The sequence below is a fragment of the Paenibacillus sp. EPM92 genome (assembly GCF_016586185.1).
In the GTDB taxonomy this organism is placed as follows: Bacteria; Bacillota; Bacilli; order Paenibacillales; family NBRC-103111; genus Paenibacillus_G; species Paenibacillus_G validus.
Map to the genome: position 1 here is coordinate 1 of NZ_BCPS01000097.1, position 17,465 is coordinate 17,465.

Annotated in this window: 17 protein-coding genes and 1 pseudogene; 11 read left to right on the forward strand and 7 right to left on the reverse strand. The window is 57.6% G+C overall.

Going from position 1 to position 17,465, the window contains the following annotated elements; translation table 11 throughout:
* Positions 1 to 3,280 (reverse strand): DNA polymerase III subunit alpha (locus JMF85_RS24305; protein ID WP_201319058.1); only part of this gene is annotated, 3,280 nt, incomplete at its 3' end.
* A 297-nt stretch (positions 3,281 to 3,577) separates the two neighbouring features.
* Here JMF85_RS24305 and JMF85_RS24310 point away from each other — a divergent pair.
* The 3 genes from JMF85_RS24310 (at position 3,578) to JMF85_RS24320 (ending at position 4,785) form a co-directional block, all read left to right on the forward strand.
* Positions 3,578 to 3,910: a YtrH family sporulation protein gene (locus JMF85_RS24310; protein ID WP_054798453.1), complete on the forward strand. Its 333-nt coding sequence runs from the start codon at positions 3,578 to 3,580 to the stop codon at positions 3,908 to 3,910.
* Complete coding sequence (locus JMF85_RS24315) at positions 3,907 to 4,416, forward strand: sporulation membrane protein YtrI (RefSeq protein ID WP_236595980.1); 510 nt, start codon at positions 3,907 to 3,909, stop codon at positions 4,414 to 4,416. The genes JMF85_RS24310 and JMF85_RS24315 overlap by 4 nt, the downstream gene beginning before the upstream one ends.
* Before the next feature lie 72 nt (positions 4,417 to 4,488).
* On the forward strand, positions 4,489 to 4,785 hold the full coding sequence (locus tag JMF85_RS24320; protein WP_054798454.1) for a YtpI family protein: 297 nt from the start codon (positions 4,489 to 4,491) through the stop codon (positions 4,783 to 4,785).
* Positions 4,786 to 4,938: 153 nt separating this feature from the next.
* Here the strand turns inward: JMF85_RS24320 and JMF85_RS24325 are convergent.
* Positions 4,939 to 6,283 (reverse strand): annotated as a pseudogene (locus tag JMF85_RS24325) (DRTGG domain-containing protein).
* A 141-nt stretch (positions 6,284 to 6,424) separates the two neighbouring features.
* Between JMF85_RS24325 and JMF85_RS24330 the strand changes: the two are divergent.
* On the forward strand, positions 6,425 to 6,751 hold the full coding sequence (locus JMF85_RS24330) for a hypothetical protein (RefSeq protein ID WP_230876311.1): 327 nt from the start codon (positions 6,425 to 6,427) through the stop codon (positions 6,749 to 6,751).
* 75 nt (positions 6,752 to 6,826) lie between these two features.
* On the opposite strand, the gene JMF85_RS24335 is transcribed toward JMF85_RS24330, so the two are convergent.
* The 3 genes from JMF85_RS24335 to JMF85_RS24345 form a co-directional block, all read right to left on the reverse strand.
* Complete coding sequence (locus JMF85_RS24335) at positions 6,827 to 7,108, reverse strand: hypothetical protein (protein ID WP_127609089.1); 282 nt, start codon at positions 7,106 to 7,108, stop codon at positions 6,827 to 6,829.
* A 97-nt stretch (positions 7,109 to 7,205) separates the two neighbouring features.
* Positions 7,206 to 8,339, reverse strand: coding sequence for an acyltransferase (locus JMF85_RS24340; protein WP_236595981.1), 1,134 nt, complete (start codon positions 8,337 to 8,339; stop codon positions 7,206 to 7,208).
* Positions 8,340 to 8,358: 19 nt separating this feature from the next.
* Entirely contained in the window at positions 8,359 to 8,499 is a 141-nt protein-coding gene (locus JMF85_RS24345; RefSeq protein WP_155615499.1) for a hypothetical protein, read from the reverse strand.
* Between the two features lie 13 nt (positions 8,500 to 8,512).
* Between JMF85_RS24345 and JMF85_RS24350 the strand changes: the two genes are divergently transcribed.
* Both JMF85_RS24350 and JMF85_RS24355 read left to right on the forward strand, forming a co-directional pair.
* Complete coding sequence (locus tag JMF85_RS24350) at positions 8,513 to 8,833, forward strand: hypothetical protein (protein ID WP_054798457.1); 321 nt, start codon at positions 8,513 to 8,515, stop codon at positions 8,831 to 8,833.
* Positions 8,834 to 8,989: 156 nt separating this feature from the next.
* The gene (locus JMF85_RS24355; RefSeq protein ID WP_155615501.1) at positions 8,990 to 9,148 is read left to right on the forward strand and encodes a hypothetical protein; all 159 of its coding nucleotides are present in this window, start codon (positions 8,990 to 8,992) and stop codon (positions 9,146 to 9,148) included.
* A gap of 233 nt (positions 9,149 to 9,381) precedes the next feature.
* Here JMF85_RS24355 and JMF85_RS24360 read toward each other — a convergent pair whose 3' ends face one another.
* Together JMF85_RS24360 and JMF85_RS24365 are read right to left on the reverse strand one after the other, a co-directional pair.
* Positions 9,382 to 10,038 (reverse strand): deoxynucleoside kinase, encoded by a 657-nt coding sequence (locus tag JMF85_RS24360; RefSeq protein WP_127609088.1) that lies wholly within the window; start codon positions 10,036 to 10,038, stop codon positions 9,382 to 9,384.
* Positions 10,039 to 10,145: 107 nt separating this feature from the next.
* On the reverse strand, positions 10,146 to 10,718 hold the full coding sequence (locus JMF85_RS24365; RefSeq protein ID WP_308645037.1) for an NUDIX domain-containing protein: 573 nt from the start codon (positions 10,716 to 10,718) through the stop codon (positions 10,146 to 10,148).
* 409 nt (positions 10,719 to 11,127) lie between these two features.
* Here JMF85_RS24365 and JMF85_RS24370 point away from each other — a divergent pair, with 409 nt between their 5' ends.
* The 5 genes from JMF85_RS24370 to JMF85_RS24390 all read left to right on the forward strand — a co-directional run bounded on the left by JMF85_RS24370 (position 11,128) and on the right by JMF85_RS24390 (position 17,418).
* Positions 11,128 to 12,495, forward strand: coding sequence for a YheC/YheD family endospore coat-associated protein (locus JMF85_RS24370; protein WP_127609085.1), 1,368 nt, complete (start codon positions 11,128 to 11,130; stop codon positions 12,493 to 12,495).
* 69 nt (positions 12,496 to 12,564) lie between these two features.
* The gene (locus JMF85_RS24375) at positions 12,565 to 13,743 is read left to right on the forward strand and encodes a YheC/YheD family endospore coat-associated protein (RefSeq protein ID WP_230876313.1); all 1,179 of its coding nucleotides are present in this window, start codon (positions 12,565 to 12,567) and stop codon (positions 13,741 to 13,743) included.
* Positions 13,744 to 13,783: 40 nt separating this feature from the next.
* Complete coding sequence (locus JMF85_RS24380; protein ID WP_127609084.1) at positions 13,784 to 15,151, forward strand: YheC/YheD family endospore coat-associated protein; 1,368 nt, start codon at positions 13,784 to 13,786, stop codon at positions 15,149 to 15,151.
* Positions 15,152 to 16,300: a YheC/YheD family endospore coat-associated protein gene (locus tag JMF85_RS24385; protein WP_201319059.1), complete on the forward strand. Its 1,149-nt coding sequence runs from the start codon at positions 15,152 to 15,154 to the stop codon at positions 16,298 to 16,300.
* A gap of 17 nt (positions 16,301 to 16,317) precedes the next feature.
* A complete protein-coding gene (locus JMF85_RS24390; RefSeq protein WP_230876314.1) occupies positions 16,318 to 17,418 on the forward strand; it encodes a YheC/YheD family endospore coat-associated protein in 1,101 nt (366 codons plus the stop codon).
* The last annotated feature ends 47 nt before the right edge of the window (positions 17,419 to 17,465 follow it).

Genomic DNA, 17,465 nt, shown 5'->3' on the forward strand with positions numbered 1-17,465 from the left:
CCCGCGGCGTACCGCCGCCCCGGGAGCTATGAGCCGCGCCCGCCGGGGGCAGCCCGCTCTTGACCGCCTTCAGCTCGAGGTGCGGGTCGTTCAGCGCGACGAGGCGGTCGGCGAGCAGCTTCACTTGCTCGTCGTCGCCCAGCTGCAGCTTGGCGACGACGAGCACGGGCTTGCCCTTCTGCACGAGCGGCGCGAACGTCTTCCACGCTTCGGGGAACAAGACGACTTCGACTTTGCCGACGCGGTCCTCCAGCTCCATGAACGCCATCGGCTGCCCTTTCTTCGTGACGATCGTTTTGTTCCCGACAACCAGCCCTGCGACCATGACCTCGCTGTGATCCGGATATTCGGGCAGCAGCGCGATCGTATCCGTCTCCAGCTTGCGCAGGATTTGCTCAAAATCGTCGAGAGGGCTGCCGGAAATATACAGGCCCAGCAGCTCCCGCTCCAGCTCGAGCTGCTGCATAAGCGTGAACGGGGGCATGTCGGGATACTCGACCTCCCAGCTCACTTCTTCGTCGAAGCCGTCAAGCACGAGCTGCAGCGCTTCGCGATCCTTGCGCCACTTCACAGCGGCTTCAACGGCTTCTTCGAGCATCGCGAGCTGCTGGGCGCGATGCCCCGGCAGCGAATCGGTCGCGCCGCTCTGGATGAGCGATTCCATGACACGCTTGTTGCACACCCGCAGATCGACGCGCCGGCAAAAATCGCTCAGGCTCTCGTACCGCCCGTCCTTCCGCTCCTCGATGATCGACTCGATCGCATGCGTCCCGACGTTCTTGATCGCCGCCAGTCCGAAGCGGATCGCCGGATCCTCTCCCGAGCGAACGGACGTAAACAGAAAGCCGCTCTCGTTCACATCCGGCGGCAGCACGGCAATGCCCATTCGACGGCACTCGTCAACATATTCCGCCACTTTGTTATGGCTGCCCATCACCGCCGTCAGCATGGACGCCATAAATTGCACCGGGTAGTGCGCCTTCAAGTACGCCGTCCGGAAGGCGAGCACCCCGTACGCGGTCGCATGGGCGCGCGGGAAGCCGTAGTCGGCGAAGCGCACGATCATGTCGTAGACGCGGTTGGCGTCCTCCTCGGCGTAGCCCTGCTGCAGACTGCCCTGCACGAAATGGGCGCGCTGCTCGTCCAGCACCTCGCGCTTCTTCTTGCTGACCGCGCGCCGCAGCAAGTCGGCTTCGCCGAGATTAAATCCGGCCATCCGGGAGGCAATCTGCATGATCTGCTCTTGATAGACGATGATGCCGTACGTATCGCGCAATATGGGCTCCAGATCCGGATGCGGGTAGTCTACCTCGACTTGCCCGTGCTTGCCGGCGATATATTTCGGGATAAACTCCATCGGGCCCGGCCGATACAGCGCAAGCACCGAAATGATATCTTCAAAATGCGACGGCCGCAGCTCCTTCAGCACCCGCCGCACGCCCGGCGACTCCAGCTGAAACACGCCGGTCGTATCGCCCTTGCCGAGCAGCTCGTACGTCTTCGGGTCGTCCGTCGAAATTTGTGTCCAATCAATCGTCACCCCCAGCTGCTCGCGCACCCATTCGAGCGTCCGCTCGATGATGGACAGCGTGCGCAGGCCGAGGAAGTCCATTTTCAGCAAGCCGATGGACTCCAGATGCTCCATCGTGTACTGTGTCAGCGGCGTCTGTTCATTGCCCTCCTGAAGGGGCACGTACTGCGTTAACGGCTCTCGCGAGATGATGACGCCCGCGGCATGGGTGGAGGCATGACGCGGCATCCCTTCCACCTTCCTCGCCATCTCCAGCAGCTCGGCCGTCTTCGGCTGTTTGGCGGCGAGCGCCTTCAAGTCGGGACTGATCCGCAGCGCCTCCTCCAGCGTAACGCCGAGCTGGTTCGGGATCAGCTTCGCCGCCCGGTCGACTTCGTTGTACGGCAGGTTCAGCGCCCGGCCTACATCGCGAACGGCGGCCTTCGCCGCCATGGTGCCGAACGTGATGATCTGCGCCACGCGGTCGCGCCCGTACTTGCGCACCACGTAATCGATCACCTCGTCGCGCCGGAGGTCGCTGAAGTCGATATCGATATCCGGCATCGACACCCGCTCCGGGTTCAGAAAGCGCTCGAAGAGGAGACGATATTGAATCGGGTCGACGTCGGTAATGCGCAGCACGTAAGCGACGAGACTGCCCGCCGACGAACCCCGGCCCGGTCCGGTGACGATCCCGTGCTCGTGCGCGAAACGGATGAAATCCCACACGATGAGAAAATAATCGGAGTAGCCCATTCGCTCGATGACGCCGAGCTCGTAGCGCAGCCGCTCTTCCACTTCGCGCCGCCATTCCGGCTCCAGCCATTCGCTTGACCGGCCGTAACGGCTTTCCATCCCTTGAAGGCAAAGCTCGGCCAAATATTCGCCCGCTGTCATCCCTTCGGGAATCGGGTCGAATTGCGGGAGAATGGACCGCCCGAATTCGAGCTCGAGCTGACAAGCTTCGGCAATGGCGACCGTATTCGCCAAAGCGTCAGGGACGTGTCCGAACAACCCGGCCATCTCGTCCGCATGTTTCAAATACAGCTGGGTAGTCCCCATCCGAAGACGCGCTTCGTCGTCCACCGTCTTCCCGGTACCGATGCAAATGAGAATATCCTGCATCGTATGATCCGGCTCTCTCACATAGTGGACGTCATTCGTCGCCACCATGCGAATGCCGGTGTCTTCGCTGAGGCGAATCATGTCGCGCAGCACCTTTTTTTGCTCCGTTAAGCCATGATCCTGAATTTCCAGGAAGAAATCGTCGCCGAAGATGCCGCGGTAGCGCAGCGCCGCCTCCTTCGCTTCCTCGTACCGGTCGTGCAGCAGATGCTGCGACACCTCGCTGCCGAGACAGGCGCTGGTGCAAATGAGTCCTTCCGAATGCCGGTCCAAGTGCTCCAGATCGATCCGCGGCTTATAATGAAACCCTTCCAGGTGGGCGATCGAGCAAAGCTTCATTAAATTCTGGTATCCGGTCATATTTTTGGCAAGCAGCAGCAGGTGGTAAATGGGCTGCTCCTGCCGCGAGCCCTTGTTCCGGAGGGAACCGGAGGTGAAATACATCTCGCAGCCGATGATCGGCTTGATCCCCTTCGCCTTGCATGCTTTATAAAAAGGGATTGCCCCATACATGACGCCATGATCCGTCAGCGCCAGCGCCTTCATGCCCAGCTGCGCGGCTTGGCTTACCAAATCGTCGATGCGCGCAGCGCCGTCGAGCAAGCTGTATTCGCTATGTACGTGCAAATGAACGAAATCGGTCATACCGCAGCCTCCCCGCTCCATATTCATTACAAAATATTTTAGCATAATGCGAACAAGTGTGCCATATAGATGATAGTATAAGCATCGGTCAAGCCCGGCTTGGACGACGCAGCACGTGTCCGCGAGCGGTCCGGCCGGGGTAGAGGCTGCCGGTCCGGCGAAGGAACGTAAGCCGAATGTAGGCGAACAGCCGGAGGAGGCGCATGCGATTCGTTTGCAGACAGCCGGCGATAGCTTGAATTTTCGCTCATGCGTTCGTCGATCTGAAGATTCGCAGGAAAAAAGGAGGGCCTGGAAGTGGCATCATTTTGGGCAAAATGCTTGTTGGATTTCTTTGTAGCGTTCGGGGTAGTGCTGGGAGGCACCATGCTCGCCGGCATCTGTTCGGTTATTACGCTGGAGCCCCCGGTTCACAAAATGCTGAACATTGCCGAGCAAATCAAAATTTGGGCGATGGTCGCCGCCATCGGCGGGACGATCGATCCGATCCGGGCGATCGAGACGCATTTTCAGGATGGGCAAATCTCTCCGGCGATTCAGCAAATGATGTACATCGTCTGCGCCTTCGTCGGCGCGCATATGGGGACGACCTTGATCCAATGGATCTGCCGGGGAGGGAACACCGGGTGAGAGTCCCTCCCTTCGAAACCGGATTCGGCTATTTGCGCGCTGTCGGACTCGTGATCGCCGGCATGGTGATCGGAGCGGCGCTGTTCCTGAGCATTTACAATCAGCGGCTGAACATGATGATCGTGGAAAACCGCGAGCTGCTCGCAGAAAAAAGCCGGCTGGAAGGCGAGGTCGCCGATTTGCGCAAAACGAAAAATCAGCAAACGACGATCAATTTGCTAAACATTTATATCGAACCGGGCGAGCACACAACCCTGGACAAATTGACCGAAAGCGAGCTTAAACGACGCATTCATTCCCAGTTGAAGCCCGTCGTTGTGGGGCGTAAAATTTCCGAATTCGCCGCCATGCCCGAGGTATACGAGCAAATTTTGTATGAAAAGCCGATGCTCGGCGTGATGGATAACGACTATATGGTGCAGTCTGTGAAGTGGATCGTCCTGACCCAGTCGGAATTGAAGGTGTGGGTGACCGTAAAAGAGTGGAAACGCATCCCGGTACCGTGACCAGTTGATTTCCAAGTCTGAAATCGATAAAGTGATTACAGACACTTGGCCATAAGGATGTGCTTGCAAGAAATGACGCTGCCAACAATACAATGGATGCTTAGCGTGCTGATTATTATTTTCGTCGTGTTCTCGGTGTATTACAGCTTTCGGTTTCGGCGAGCGACCGATCCGAAACAGCGCGGACTTTACGGGGCGAGGATGAACATTTTCATGGGCCTGATGCTGATTGTCATCGCCGTCTCCCAGCTGTTTTTCTTTACGGATTCCGTCACGCGCCGCATTTTCGGGACGGTGTGCTTATTGCTCGGTTTGTTCAATTTGTTCGCCGGTCTCCGCAACCACAGCCACTACAGTCGGAAGGCTTAAGCGGTTGGCGGCCGGTTGGACGGCATGCTTCGGTGGAAGCTGCGTGTAAGGGCGGAAAGCGCGTACGACGTGCTTCCGCCCTTATGACGTTGGGGCAGCGGCACGCCCTGAAATAAAAAGGGCTCGCCTCCGCCCTCTCCGTCGCCCCACCGCTTACCCCGGCTCGATGACCTGCGCGGTCAGCATCGCCTTCGCTACAAGCGCGCCCCCGTGGAACATCTCTACATCGAGCTTGCCGAATTTGCGGCTGACCTCGATCATTTTCGGGCGAATTTCGACCAGGCTGTCGATTTGCACCGGTTTGACGAAGTAGGAAGACATGTTGTCGACGACGATGTCGCCCTTCTTCACATCCTGCATCGCATGGTAGGCCGCCTGCGTCATAAGTACGGTCAACACGCCCTCGGATACGGTGCCGAGGCGGTTAATCATTTGCGGCGTGATCGTACCCCGGAATACAAGCTGGCCGCCGGCGTCCTTCTCCTCGCTGAAGCCTGCCCAGATCAAATCCTCGAACGTCTCCCCGTGCTGCGGCTGGCGCTGCACGTGCTGCATCGCCTTCAGCACGTCCTGGCGGCTGATGACGCTGACGATTTTACGCCCAGCGTCGACGATCGGCAGCAGTTCAATCCCCTCCCACACCATCAGGTGGGCGGCCGAAGCGACCGACGTATTCGCCATCGCGGTAACCGGATTGCGGGTCATCAACTTATCGAGCGTTTGCGTCGGCCCGGCACCGATCAAGTCGCGCGAGGTGATGATGCCGATCACCCGGTTCCACTCGTCGACGATCGGAAAACGGCTGTGGCCCGTCTCTTCGTGCAGCCGCTGCCAATCCTCTATCGTATGATTCGCCTTCAGCACAAACACCCGCATCGGATGCGTCAGAATGTCTTCAATCAGCAAAATCTTTTTCTTGATCAGCCGGTCATAGATGGCCCGGTTAATCATCGAAGCAACGGTGAACGTGTCGTAGCTGCTGGAGATGATCGGCAGCTGCAGCGTGTCAGCCAGCTGCTTCACCTCGTCGCTCGTCCCGAAGCCCCCGGTAATAAGCACGCCCGCCCCTGCTCCAAGGCACACGATGCGCCTTGGCCCGGTTGCCGACGATCAATAGGCTGCCCGGATCGATATAACGCATCATCGCATCCTGCTGCATCGCTCCGATGACGAATTTGTGCAGCGTCTTCTCCAGCCCGTCAAGGCCGCCGAGCACTTCCCCGTCGACCATGTTCACCACTTCGGCGAACGTCAGCTTGTCCATCTGATCGCGCAGCTTCTTCTCCACGCGTACCGTGCCTACGCGCTCTTTCGTTGCGACCAGCCCGATCGCATCGGCTTCCTTGATGGCCCGATAGGCCGTTCCTTCGCTGACGCCCAGCTTCTCGGCGACTTTGCGCACTGAAATTTTGCTGCCGATAGGCAGCCCTTCGATATATTTTAAAATTTGCTCGTGCTTGGTTGACGTGTCGTGATTCATGGGACCGAATTCGTCCATCTGTTCCACCTTCCTTCGGCTCGCTGTATCATCCTGTATTACCCATTATCATACCACGAAACGAAGCCGGGCAGTACTGTAATCGGAAGGCTCGGCTCCGCATAGGATAGAAGTAGATGGATATTTTTCAGGAGGTGGCTGATGATGAATGCGCCTTATCCCGCTCAACCCCAGACCGTGTTCGAGTTGGACGTTAAGGAAGTCGACACGCTGACGAAGTGCAAAGCAAAAATTCATGCGGCATGCGTGCAGCACATGCACAGGCACGTACGGGTGCAAATGGTGCATGGCGGAACGCATGAAGGCATCATCGTACATATCGACCATTATTACGTGTACCTGCAGGTGCTGCAAGGTCACAGCCGCGCTTTCCTGCCTTATCCGTATTTCCCCTACGACCCTTACTACAGCAACGTCATTCTGCCGCTTGCGCTGTTCGATTTGCTTGCCATCGCGCTGATCGTGTGAAGGGTCCGACCGGAGAAAGCCGAAAAAAAGTCCGCACCTTTCCTCACGATCAGAGGGAGTACGGACTTTTCTTATTTACCTGCGGACCTGCAGCACCTTCCGCTTGCCGGTCACCGCTTGCTGAAGCTGCCAGCGCTTCATCCGCTTGATCTTCAACAGCGTGCGCTTCTGCTCTTCCTCCACGCCCAGCAACTCATGCAGATGCGCGGCCACGACCAACAGCGCGAACCCGATCCACACCAACCCGAAAATCGTGCCGGGCGACGTCCATGCCCTGAGATCGAGGCTCGGCACCGCGAAAGCGATCATGCCGAGCGTCAATCCCATAAACACGATGTTCTTCGTGCCTTTCCCCATCGTACGCCCTCCTCTCCTACAACTTGTACAGTTCATTGTATGAGCGTACGCGTGAAAATATCACTCTTTCTCAGGCGCCGGCCTTCGTCCGGACAGGTTACTTGCGCAGCAGCTTCATGATCCGTCCGTACGCGTATACGAGCACCCACGGGACGATCAGGCTTGCAAGAAAAGCGCCGAACGTATAAGCGTGGTACATGGCGATCGACCCGCCGGGAAGCGTAACATGCGTCTTGTAATACGTCAGCACAGCCGGATGCATCAAATAGACGCCGAACGATACGGCTCCTAAACTCGTCAACAGACGCGATATCAACTTCCACCGCGCAAGCGCGATTTGGCAGAGACGGATGAGCGTCATGGAGACGAAGGCGGCATATCCGAAGAACAACAGCTGGTAGCCGTACCCGGGAAGCTGGAGATGGAACCGGCCTTCGGCCACAAACAGGCCGACGAACGCGCAGCCGATCAACAGCGTCAGGGTTGACACCCAGGCGAAATTGGCCCGCAGCCACCCCGAGAACCGCTCGTAGTACAGCCCCATCCAACCGCCCAGCGCGAACATGCTGAAATAATTGATGCATAGCGAAGCCATGTGATCGAACGGCCTCACCCAATAATGGTACGCGTACAGCCCTGCATGGACGGCCAGCCCGATCCATACCAGATAGCGCCGAAATGACGGCCAAGCCTTGCACATCCACATCAGCAGCGGGAATATCAAATAAAATTGCACGATAATGATCATGAAATACAAGTGGTACGAGGCGTCCGCCCACGGCAGCAGCTCCCCGAATTCCGCCGCATCGAAATGGAGCCGGGCACGGTCATAGATCCACTGATTGTACAAGTAGTAAAACAACGACCAGATCAAATAAGGGAACAATACTTGCCGCACCCGGCGCACATAAAACAAGAGCGCCTGCTTTCCCCCGAAATCGTCCTGATACCGGTAAAACAATACGAGACCGCTGAGTAAAATAAACACCGGTACGGCGAAATTGCTCAGTTTATTCAACGTCAGGTACATCGCTTGCGAACCGCTGCCGAACGCCAGTTCAACTGTAGCGTCCGCCGTCGCATGAATGATGAGAACCGCCAAAATCGCTGCAGCCCGAACGAGATCCAGCTCCAACAGCTTCGGCTTCGAAATTTTTTTTACATTTGTCAAATCGTTCGGTCCTTCCCGTTTCTCATATAGATCAATGATGCGCTTCCAAAAATTTATCACAATTCCCGAATTCCCGCCACTAATCGGTCGATATAACGGGCAATTTACCGGGAGCCGCAGCCGTCTTGGCCGGAACGGAACAGAACGAGACTGCCGGGCGGACGCTGGCGAATAAATCCAGACCGGAGGACGAATAATACACGCGAACAGCTACTGTCAAGGAGGATATCGCCATGCAAAACGTATCGTATCAACAATTTTTGGAACAGCAGCAGCTGCAGCACATGCAGCAAGCCCAGGAAGCGCAGCAGGCGTTAAACAAAACCGGCCTGAACAATTTCTCGCAAAGGCTGCGGCAGCTGCAGCAGCAATTCGTCCAGGTGCAAATGGATCTGCAGCAGGCGCAATCGCAGGTGGAAACGCAAATGAACGCCCAGCAGCGCCGGATCGTGGAAATTCAGGGGCGTTTGCAGCAGTGTATCCAGCAAATGGACATGCTGATCCAAACTTCGCAAAATCAACCGTCCCCGTCCTCCCCCCTGAACGTTATGTAACAGGGCTGCTCAAACTCCGGTCCTCTCTTCCAGCGAGCGAAAATTGCGGGATCAGCCCGGCATCGTCCTGGATCGTTTGTGCTGCTGCGGATAAGCCTCCACCGGAACGGTGAAACTACCTATTACCGCCAATGGACAAGGGAGGCTTTGCCAGAAATGCCAAACGAGGAACGATTCGCGCCGGAAACCGACGGCGATCCGCAGACGAAGTACGAGGATACGGGCGTGCATCCCCGCTACGACTTAGGCGTAGAAGCGACGGAACAGGATGCGCCGGCATCGTCCGGTCAACCGATCCGGACGAACGATCAATAACGTGCGCCGCAGCCTGAGCGGCAGGGGCAACCAGCTCTGGCCCAGGCCCCATTCGGGACTTGCATCCCGGAGATGACGCCCGTACAGGGCGCATGCACAGCAAACCGTCCGGACTTGTCCGGACGGTATTTTTGCGAACCCCTAGGCCGGAGGCTCTTGGAGCGGGCGGCGTTCCGCCCGCTTTCCCTGGTCTCCCCCGCGAGGAGAGCACTGCGCCGGCGACGCTGCGCACCTTAGACGATTTGCAAGTCCATCAGCTTTTCTTTCACGGCGGCCACAAGCGCAGCCGCATCTTCCGGGCGGTGGACGACATCCATCTGATCCATGTCCACGATCAACACCTCGGAAGCGTTATAATGGTTCATGACCCAGTGGTCGTAGCCGGACCATAAGAGACGGTAGTATTCCACCAGCGACGCATCCTGCTCGAAGCTGCGTCCCCGAAGACTGATGCGGTGCATCACCGTGTCGAAGGAGCCTTTCAAATAGACCATAAGATCGGGAGCTTTCTTCGGAAGCTCGGCGAGCTCGGACATCATATTATCGGCTAACCCTTCGTACACCTCAAACTCCAGCGGACTGATGCGGCCCAGCTCCAAATTGACCTTGGCGAAATACCAATCCTCATAAATGCTTCGATCGAGCACGTTGCGGTTATGTACAAGCGCCTGTTTGATCGCTTTGAATCTCGAATTTAAAAAGTGCAGCTGAAGTAAAAACGGATACCTTTTTTTCTCGATTTCTTCCGGTGAAGCCGTATAAAATAAAGGCAAAATCGGATTATCGTCCACACTTTCGAAGAACACTTCGGAATGCAATGCTTGTCCGAGCAGCGTGGCCACCGATGTTTTGCCAAGCCCGATCATTCCCCCAACTACAATCACAGCCATTGGTCCCCTTTCTCCTTTAACCCAAGTAAGTTGCCTGGTTTGCCAGCTGTCCATAATGAAGCTTTCTCATTATAGCAGGGAAACCGGCGCGGGGGAACCGCCAGTGATTACCTGCAGGAAGCTCCGACTTTCCCGACCGCGTAACCGAATCCGCCGAACGACGCGACCGGCTGCTTGTCCGCAAAAAGGCCTTCTTTTCTGGGCGTCATGGCGATATCGACAAGCCACTCTGTGAAAGTAGCCACTGGCATCATTCGCATTTCCTCCAGACTAAAAAATCCCGCCGCATCGGCCTCCACTCCGTCAGGCACCGGCTCCCCTTCCACATAATCCATGCGAAAGGCGATGTACACATTATGGACGTTTGTCGGCAGATCGCGTACGGCAATAATTTCCTGGACCTTCGCCCGGATGCCGCTTTCCTCGTACACTTCACGGACAATCGTGTCCTCGATCGGCTCCAACTGCTCGATGTAGCCGCCCGGATTCGTCCATTTGCCCTTCCCCGGCTCGATAGCGCGGCGAACGAGCAGCACTTTATCGTCACGCACGACCAGTGCCCCGACCCCGATGCTGTAGTTGCCCCAATGGACAAAAGAGCACGCCGTGCACGCAAGCCGTTCCGTCCCATCGATGTCCTTCTTGGCCAAGGCGCTTCCGCATTCCATACAATACTTCATATCCACTAGACTCCTTCTCTCTGTTAGCACATGTCTTCACAGGTCGGCGCTGCGCCTTAACCTGCAGAAGCCCCATATTCAACGTATTCTCCAAATCTATCGTTCCATACTTCCATATATTTTACCTTCTTTACTATAAAAAAAGAAGTGTTCTTTCTGCGGCCGATGTCAAAAAGGCGGCAGCCTCTCGATCTGATCGAGAAGCGCCGCCCGAGCAAGCTCATAAGCCTTATCGTACATATTCATGGGCATCTGCACCTTCTTTTCAAATGATTCGATTGTCGAATTCGGTTGCATTTCTTTTCACCAAGGGATAAACGCCCTCATATGATGAAGTAGCTGGTTTCTAAATGTTCCAAGCGCGACCGGCCTGCATGCGGGACTCGCCTGCGCTAGGAAGGGGTACCACATGAAAAGAACAAAGGTAAGGATCCAAATAAAATCGTCCGACATGACCGCTGACAGCTCCCTGCTGATGATCAGCTATCCGATCGTGCGCAAGTGGAAAATTCCGCTGCATCAGCCGCTGCAGCTCCGGTACGGCGGAAGCCGGGAGGACGTCAAGGTCATACCGGTCTCCAAGGCGGGAATGCTGCTCATAGGCGCCGCGCTGGCGGCCAGGCTTGGGCTGGCGTCCGACAACCAGCTCTGCCTGCAGTATAAAGCCTCCAGCCGGACGCTCCAGCTCGGCCCGTTGATCGGCGTCATGATGAGCCGCGTCAATGCCGGCGTCCCGGATAAACCATTCGGCGCCAACACGGCCTTCTGCCGGGAGCTGACCGATGCGTGCAAGCAGTACGGCGCTTCCGTCTTCTTCATCACGCCGGACGACATGCAGGGCGCGATCGATACGGTGCGCGGCTGGCATTACACGAACCGCTGGGAGACCGCGACGTTCCCTCTGCCGCATGTGCTCTACAACCGGCTGACCAGCCGCAAGCTGGAAAACCGCGCGACGGTACAGCAGTTCGTCGAGCATGCCCGATCACAGCAGAGCACGGTCTTTTTCAACACGACATACTTGAATAAAACGGAGTTATTCGATGCGCTCGGCAAAGAATCCGGTTTACAGATGTACTTGCCCGAGTCGTATTTGCTGAAGACGTTTCTACAGCTCAAGTCGATGTGCGCCAAGCACGCCACGGTGTTCCTCAAGCCGATCACCGGCAGTCTCGGCAAAGGCATCATCCGGATCCGCAAACAACCGGACGGTGCGTATATCTGTCATTTTACCAATCTCAGCGGAACCCGTAAACAATCGTTCACCTCGCTCTCCTCACTGTATGCGGCGATTTCCGGGAAAATGAAAACACAGCGCTACCAGATTCAGCAGGGGTTACAGCTGCTCACGGTGGGAGGGCGTCCTGTCGATTTCCGGGCGCTCGTGCAGCGGGGCAAAACCGGCCAATGGCGCATTACGTCCATCGTAGCCCGAATTGCCGGCAATCATCACTTCGTATCCAACCTTGCCCGCGGCGGAACGCTCAGCTCGGTCAAAGAAGCGTTAGCCCGATCCGATTCGGCGGCAGCCGTTGACGGTTATGCGAAGCTGCGGCGGGCGGCGCTGCATATCGCTAAAGGGATAGAAACCCAGGTCGAAGGCCATTTCGCGGAACTGGGGGTCGATTTGGCACTCGATACGAATGGGCGGGTTTGGCTGATCGAAGTCAATTCCAAGCCGTCGAAGGAAGATAATACGCCGCTGTCGAGCGACCCTAAAATTCGCCCTTCGGTCAAACTGCTGGTGCAGTACGCCCGCTCTGCGGCGAAGTTTTGATTCCCCATGGAGCTAAGGATGAGGAATCCCCTGTGAACGAAACAAATTTACGGTTGTGAGGTGCAGCGCATGATGATCTTCGGCAAAAACGCTGGCGGCGAACGCACGGTAGGCATCATGACTACGCCGGCCGAATACACGCCGCCTTTTGAAAACCGCGGCTTCTACCGCCGCTTATGTTTGCTTGGCCCGCGTCTCCACCTGTCTGTGTATGTGTTTACGCCGAACAGTGTCGACTGGGAGCAAGAACGGGTAACGGGTTACACCTATGAGGCGTCCGCCGGGCAGTGGGTCCCCGGCACGTTCGCCCTGCCGGCCATCGTCTACGACCGCTGCTTCTTTACGACGCGGCGCCAGTATGCGGACTACCGCGAGACGATGGGGCGGCTGCAGCGGCATCCGAACGTCCGGCTGCTCGGCAGCGGCCTGAAAGGCAAGCTGGACGTCCAGCGGCTGCTCGCGCGCGACCGCGACGGCCGCTTTAACCGCTACCTGCCGCAGACCGAGCTGCTGCGCAGCATGCGCATGCTCGCCGACTGGCTGCGCGAGCACGGCGAGGCCGTGCTCAAGCCGCTCGGCGGCTCGCAAGGCCGCGGCGTGCTGCACGTGCGGCGCAACGCCGAGCCCGGCGGCCAGACGCCCGCGTTCACGCTGCGCGGCCGCGATGCGCGCAACCGGGAGATCGCGCGCGGCTTCGAAAGCGGCGCCGCGCTCGCAGCCTTCCTGCGGCGCCTGATCGGCCGCCGCAGCTATCTCCTGCAGCGCTACTTGGCGCTGCACACCCGCGAGGGCGACGCGTACGACGTGCGCGCCCTCGTGCAAAAAAACGGCGCAGGCCGCTGGCAGCTGACCGGCCTGGCCGTACGCCGCGGTCAAAGCGGCAGCTTGACCGCGAACCTGCACGGCGGCGGCATGGCCTGCGCCGCCGAACCGATGCTCGCCCGCGAATTCGGGCGGGCCCGCGCCGAAGCGATCCTCGCGGAGCTGCGACAGCTCGCAGATACGCTGCCGGAGGCGCTTGAATCTCGTCACGGGCGGCTCGCCGAGCTCGGCATCGATTTCGGTGTCGACACGGGCGGACATATTTGGATGCTCGAAGTGAACTCCAAACCCGGCCGCTCCATCTTTACTTATTTACGCGACGACAAGGCGCGATTGGCCGCTGTCGCCAATCCGCTGCGGTATGCCGATTACTTGCTCCGGCAAACCGCAGCGGCACCGGCTCGCAGCTTTTCGCTGAAGAAGTAAACTTTTGCCCAACACGGCATCGTTCTGTAGGAGGTTCATCATGAGCTTGACAACCTGCACGATTCATGTCACCCCGCGACAGGAACGCGTCGTTTATGTCAGCGGTGACTTGGCCAAAGCGCTCAAGCTGGCCAAAGCTCAAAACGTGACCCTTAAGCTCGGCAGCAAAAGCGTCTCCTTAAGACTCAAGCTGCTGAAAAAAAGCGGTAACCACCTGTATATGACACCGTCGGTTTATACCCAATTGCGATTGCCCCGCGACGGTACCACCATGATTACGAGCGCCAACGGCAAGGAACTTCGGCTGGGACCGATGATCGGGATTCTGACGAACATTGTGCGAGGGAGCTCCGCGCCGTTCGGGTCCCGCACCGAGTTCATCCGTCAATTCATGCGCGTCGGCGCGGATCGCGCGTTTTATTTCGGGTTCTCCCCGAACGACGTGAACTGGTCGCAAGGCACCGTCTCGGCCACGATCCCGCTGAAAGAGGGAGGCTGGGCGCGCAAGACCGTCCCGCTGCCGGACGTCGTGTACAACCGGCTGCCGAGCCGCAAGGCCGAGAAGCTGGCGTCGATGAACGCCTTCAAGCAGCGCTTCGTGCGACAAGGCATCCCGCTGTTTAACTGGAGCTTTTTCGATAAATGGGACGTTTACAACTTGCTGGAGGGTACCGATGTGTTCAACCATGTGCCGGAGTCGCACATCAACCCGAACGCCATGCAAATTAAAGAAATGCTGGAGAAGCACAAATTCATATATTTGAAACCGACGGCCGGCAGCCTCGGAATCGGCATTTACCGGTTGACCTATAATCCGAAACGCGGCTATTACGCCCGCTTCCGGCGCAACGGCCGCAACGTGCTGCTCCGTTTCAGCAAGTTCGAAGGGCTGATGGCGCTGCTGAACCGGCATAACGGCAGCTTGCACGGCTACGTGTCGCAGCAAGGCATCCGGTTGATCGAGCTGGACAGCTGTCCGATCGACTTCCGCTTCCACATGACCAAGAACAGCGAAAACCAATGGGTCGTGGCCGCCATCGGCGCCAAGAAAGCCGGCAGGGGCAGTGTCACGACACATGTGCGCACCGGCGGTCAGCTGATGACGCCCGAGCAGGTGCTGCAGCAAGTTTTCGGCGCGCGCGCCGACGCTGTATTATCGAGCACCAAGGAGGCCGCCATCAAACTGGCCGAGGATATTGAGCGCAATTACAGGCATACGCTGGGCGAGCTCGGCTTCGATATCGGGATCGACAAGAGCGAACGCATCTGGATGTTCGAGGCCAATTCCAAGCCGGGCCGCTCGATCTTCAAGCATCCCGCCCTTAAGGAAGAAGGGCGCGCTTCGCTGCAGTACATGTACGACTATTGCCTCTACCTGAGCCGATTTCGGTCAAGGAGGGATACTTGAATGGGATCGCAACGACAGTCCGATAGCAACCGTCAGCGTCCGACGCTGGCCATCCTCACTTATGCGGATGAAAAGAGGCCTTTTCGCGGGAATCAAGAAAATTTTATCGATTTGATCCGAATGGGGGAAGAGCGCGGCGTGCTCGTATTCGTCATGACGACCGCCGACTTTAAGCTCAGCCAGGAAAATGCAGTCGGTTACCGGTATCATACGGAGACCCAATCATGGATCAGAGAACTGCTCCCGATGCCGCACGTCATCTATAACCGCATTCCCTACCGCAAATTCGAGCTTCTCCCGGAGGTGCAGCAGGTGATTCAAGCCTGCTTGCGCCACGGGAAGGTACGATTCTTCAACCCTTCGTTCTTCAACAAATGGACCTTATTCGAATGGCTCAACAAATCGAAGCGTACGCAGCCGTTCATTCCGACGACCCAAAGGTTGTCTTCCCGTGAGGACCTCGACAAACTTCTCCAGAGCTACCCGTTTCTTTACCTCAAGCCAATTCGCGGCAAAGCCGGCAAAGGCATCATGCGAATCAGCAGAATGGACGGCCAAGCGGCGAAAGCGAACCAGTATGAGCTCAGCATTCAGGATAGGACCAGAAGCCAAATTTCCCGCTTTTCGAGCGTATCCCAGCTTTGGTCGCGGGTGAGCCATCTGGTCGGCTCCAAGGATTACATCATTCAACAGGGCATTGCCCTATCCCACTATAAGCAGCGTCCGTTCGATCTGCGGCTGCTCGCGCAGAAGAACCACAAGGGCGTATGGAGCATCGCCGGCGTCGGCGCCCGGTTGGCCGGGAAGAACAGCATTACGACACACGTGCCCCGGGGCGGGTCGATCGACGATCCGGGCAAACTGCTCTCCCACTCGTTCGGCCCCGCCGGCAGCAAACAAATCATCAAGCGGGCGAAACAAGCGGCGCTCACGATCGCCAAGCAGATCGAATCGTCCAGCGGCTATAAGCTGGGCGAAATGTCAATGGATCTCGGTGTGGACAGCGACGGCCACATTTGGTTCTTCGAAGCGAATTCCAAGCCGATGAAATTCGACGAGCCGCCGATCCGGCAAAAATCGCTTGAAAACCTCATCCGCTACTCGATCTTCTTGTCCAAAAAGAACACCCGTTTCGGCAGCAAACGGTAAGCAGGTGACTCGCGACCATGAAAACAGTTGGCGTATTGGCCATGTATTTAAGCGGACGACGGCTGGAAGAGCTGTCGTTTTTCCGCAAGCTGTGCATATGCGGTGCGAAGCTGGGGCTCGAGGTGCTCGTGTTCACCCCGGACGACGTTCAGGGGAACGCCCGCGTCAACGCTTTAACCTACAAACCGGAGCAAGGCAAATGGGTGCGTAAATCGACCGCCTTCCCTCCGCTGATTTACGACCGGTGCCGGTATCACGGCACGGAAAATTACCTGAAGCTGTCCGGCTTCCGTAAAAAGTACGCCGAGCTTCGTTATTTGAGCCGCCCGCTGGGCAATAAGTGGAAGATGCATCAGTTGCTCGCCGAGCAAGCGGATATCGCCGCCCATCTGCCGGCGACGATCCCGTTCAAGGAAGGCAAGGAATTCGGTCATTTCCTGACCCGCTATCCGGTCGTTTATATGAAACCGAAGAGCGGCACCGGCGGCCGCGGCATTATCCGGCTCCAGCGGCTGCCGGGCGGTCGTTCCTACTTGATGCAGGGACGAGATCCGTCCCGCCGCATCCTGCCGGTGCAAAAGGTCACCACCGGGCAAATCGCCGCGAAAGTGGCCGAATGGAAGCTCGCGGACCAATATATCGTGCAGCAGGGCATCCCTCTGGAGCTGAAGGACGGACGCGTGCACGACTTTCGGATGCTGGTACAGAAGGACGGAAACGGAGAATGGCAGGTGACCGGCTGCGTAGGCCGGATCGGTCCCAAGCGATCGGTTACGTCCAACCTGCATGGCGGGGGCACCGCCGCGCCGATGGAAACGCTGCTGTACAACCGGTTCAAGGACAGCGCCAAAGTGAATGCCGTCCGGGAAGAGGCCTATGAGCTGGGCCTTAACGTCGTCAAGCACCTGGAGAACAAATTCGACGTCTTCTGCGAGGTCGGCATCGATCTGGCGATCGACCCGAAGGGACACGTGTGGCTGCTCGAGGTCAATCCGAAGCCTTCACGCGAGGTGTTTCGCCGGATCGGCCAGAACGGAACGTATGTGAAGGCGATCAGCCGCCCGCTCGAATTCGCCTTGTGGCTGAGCGAGCAGAGCAACGACAAGCCGATAGAATAAGAAAAAGACTCGCGGTCGAGCCCGAAGCTTCACGGGTTCAAGCGAGT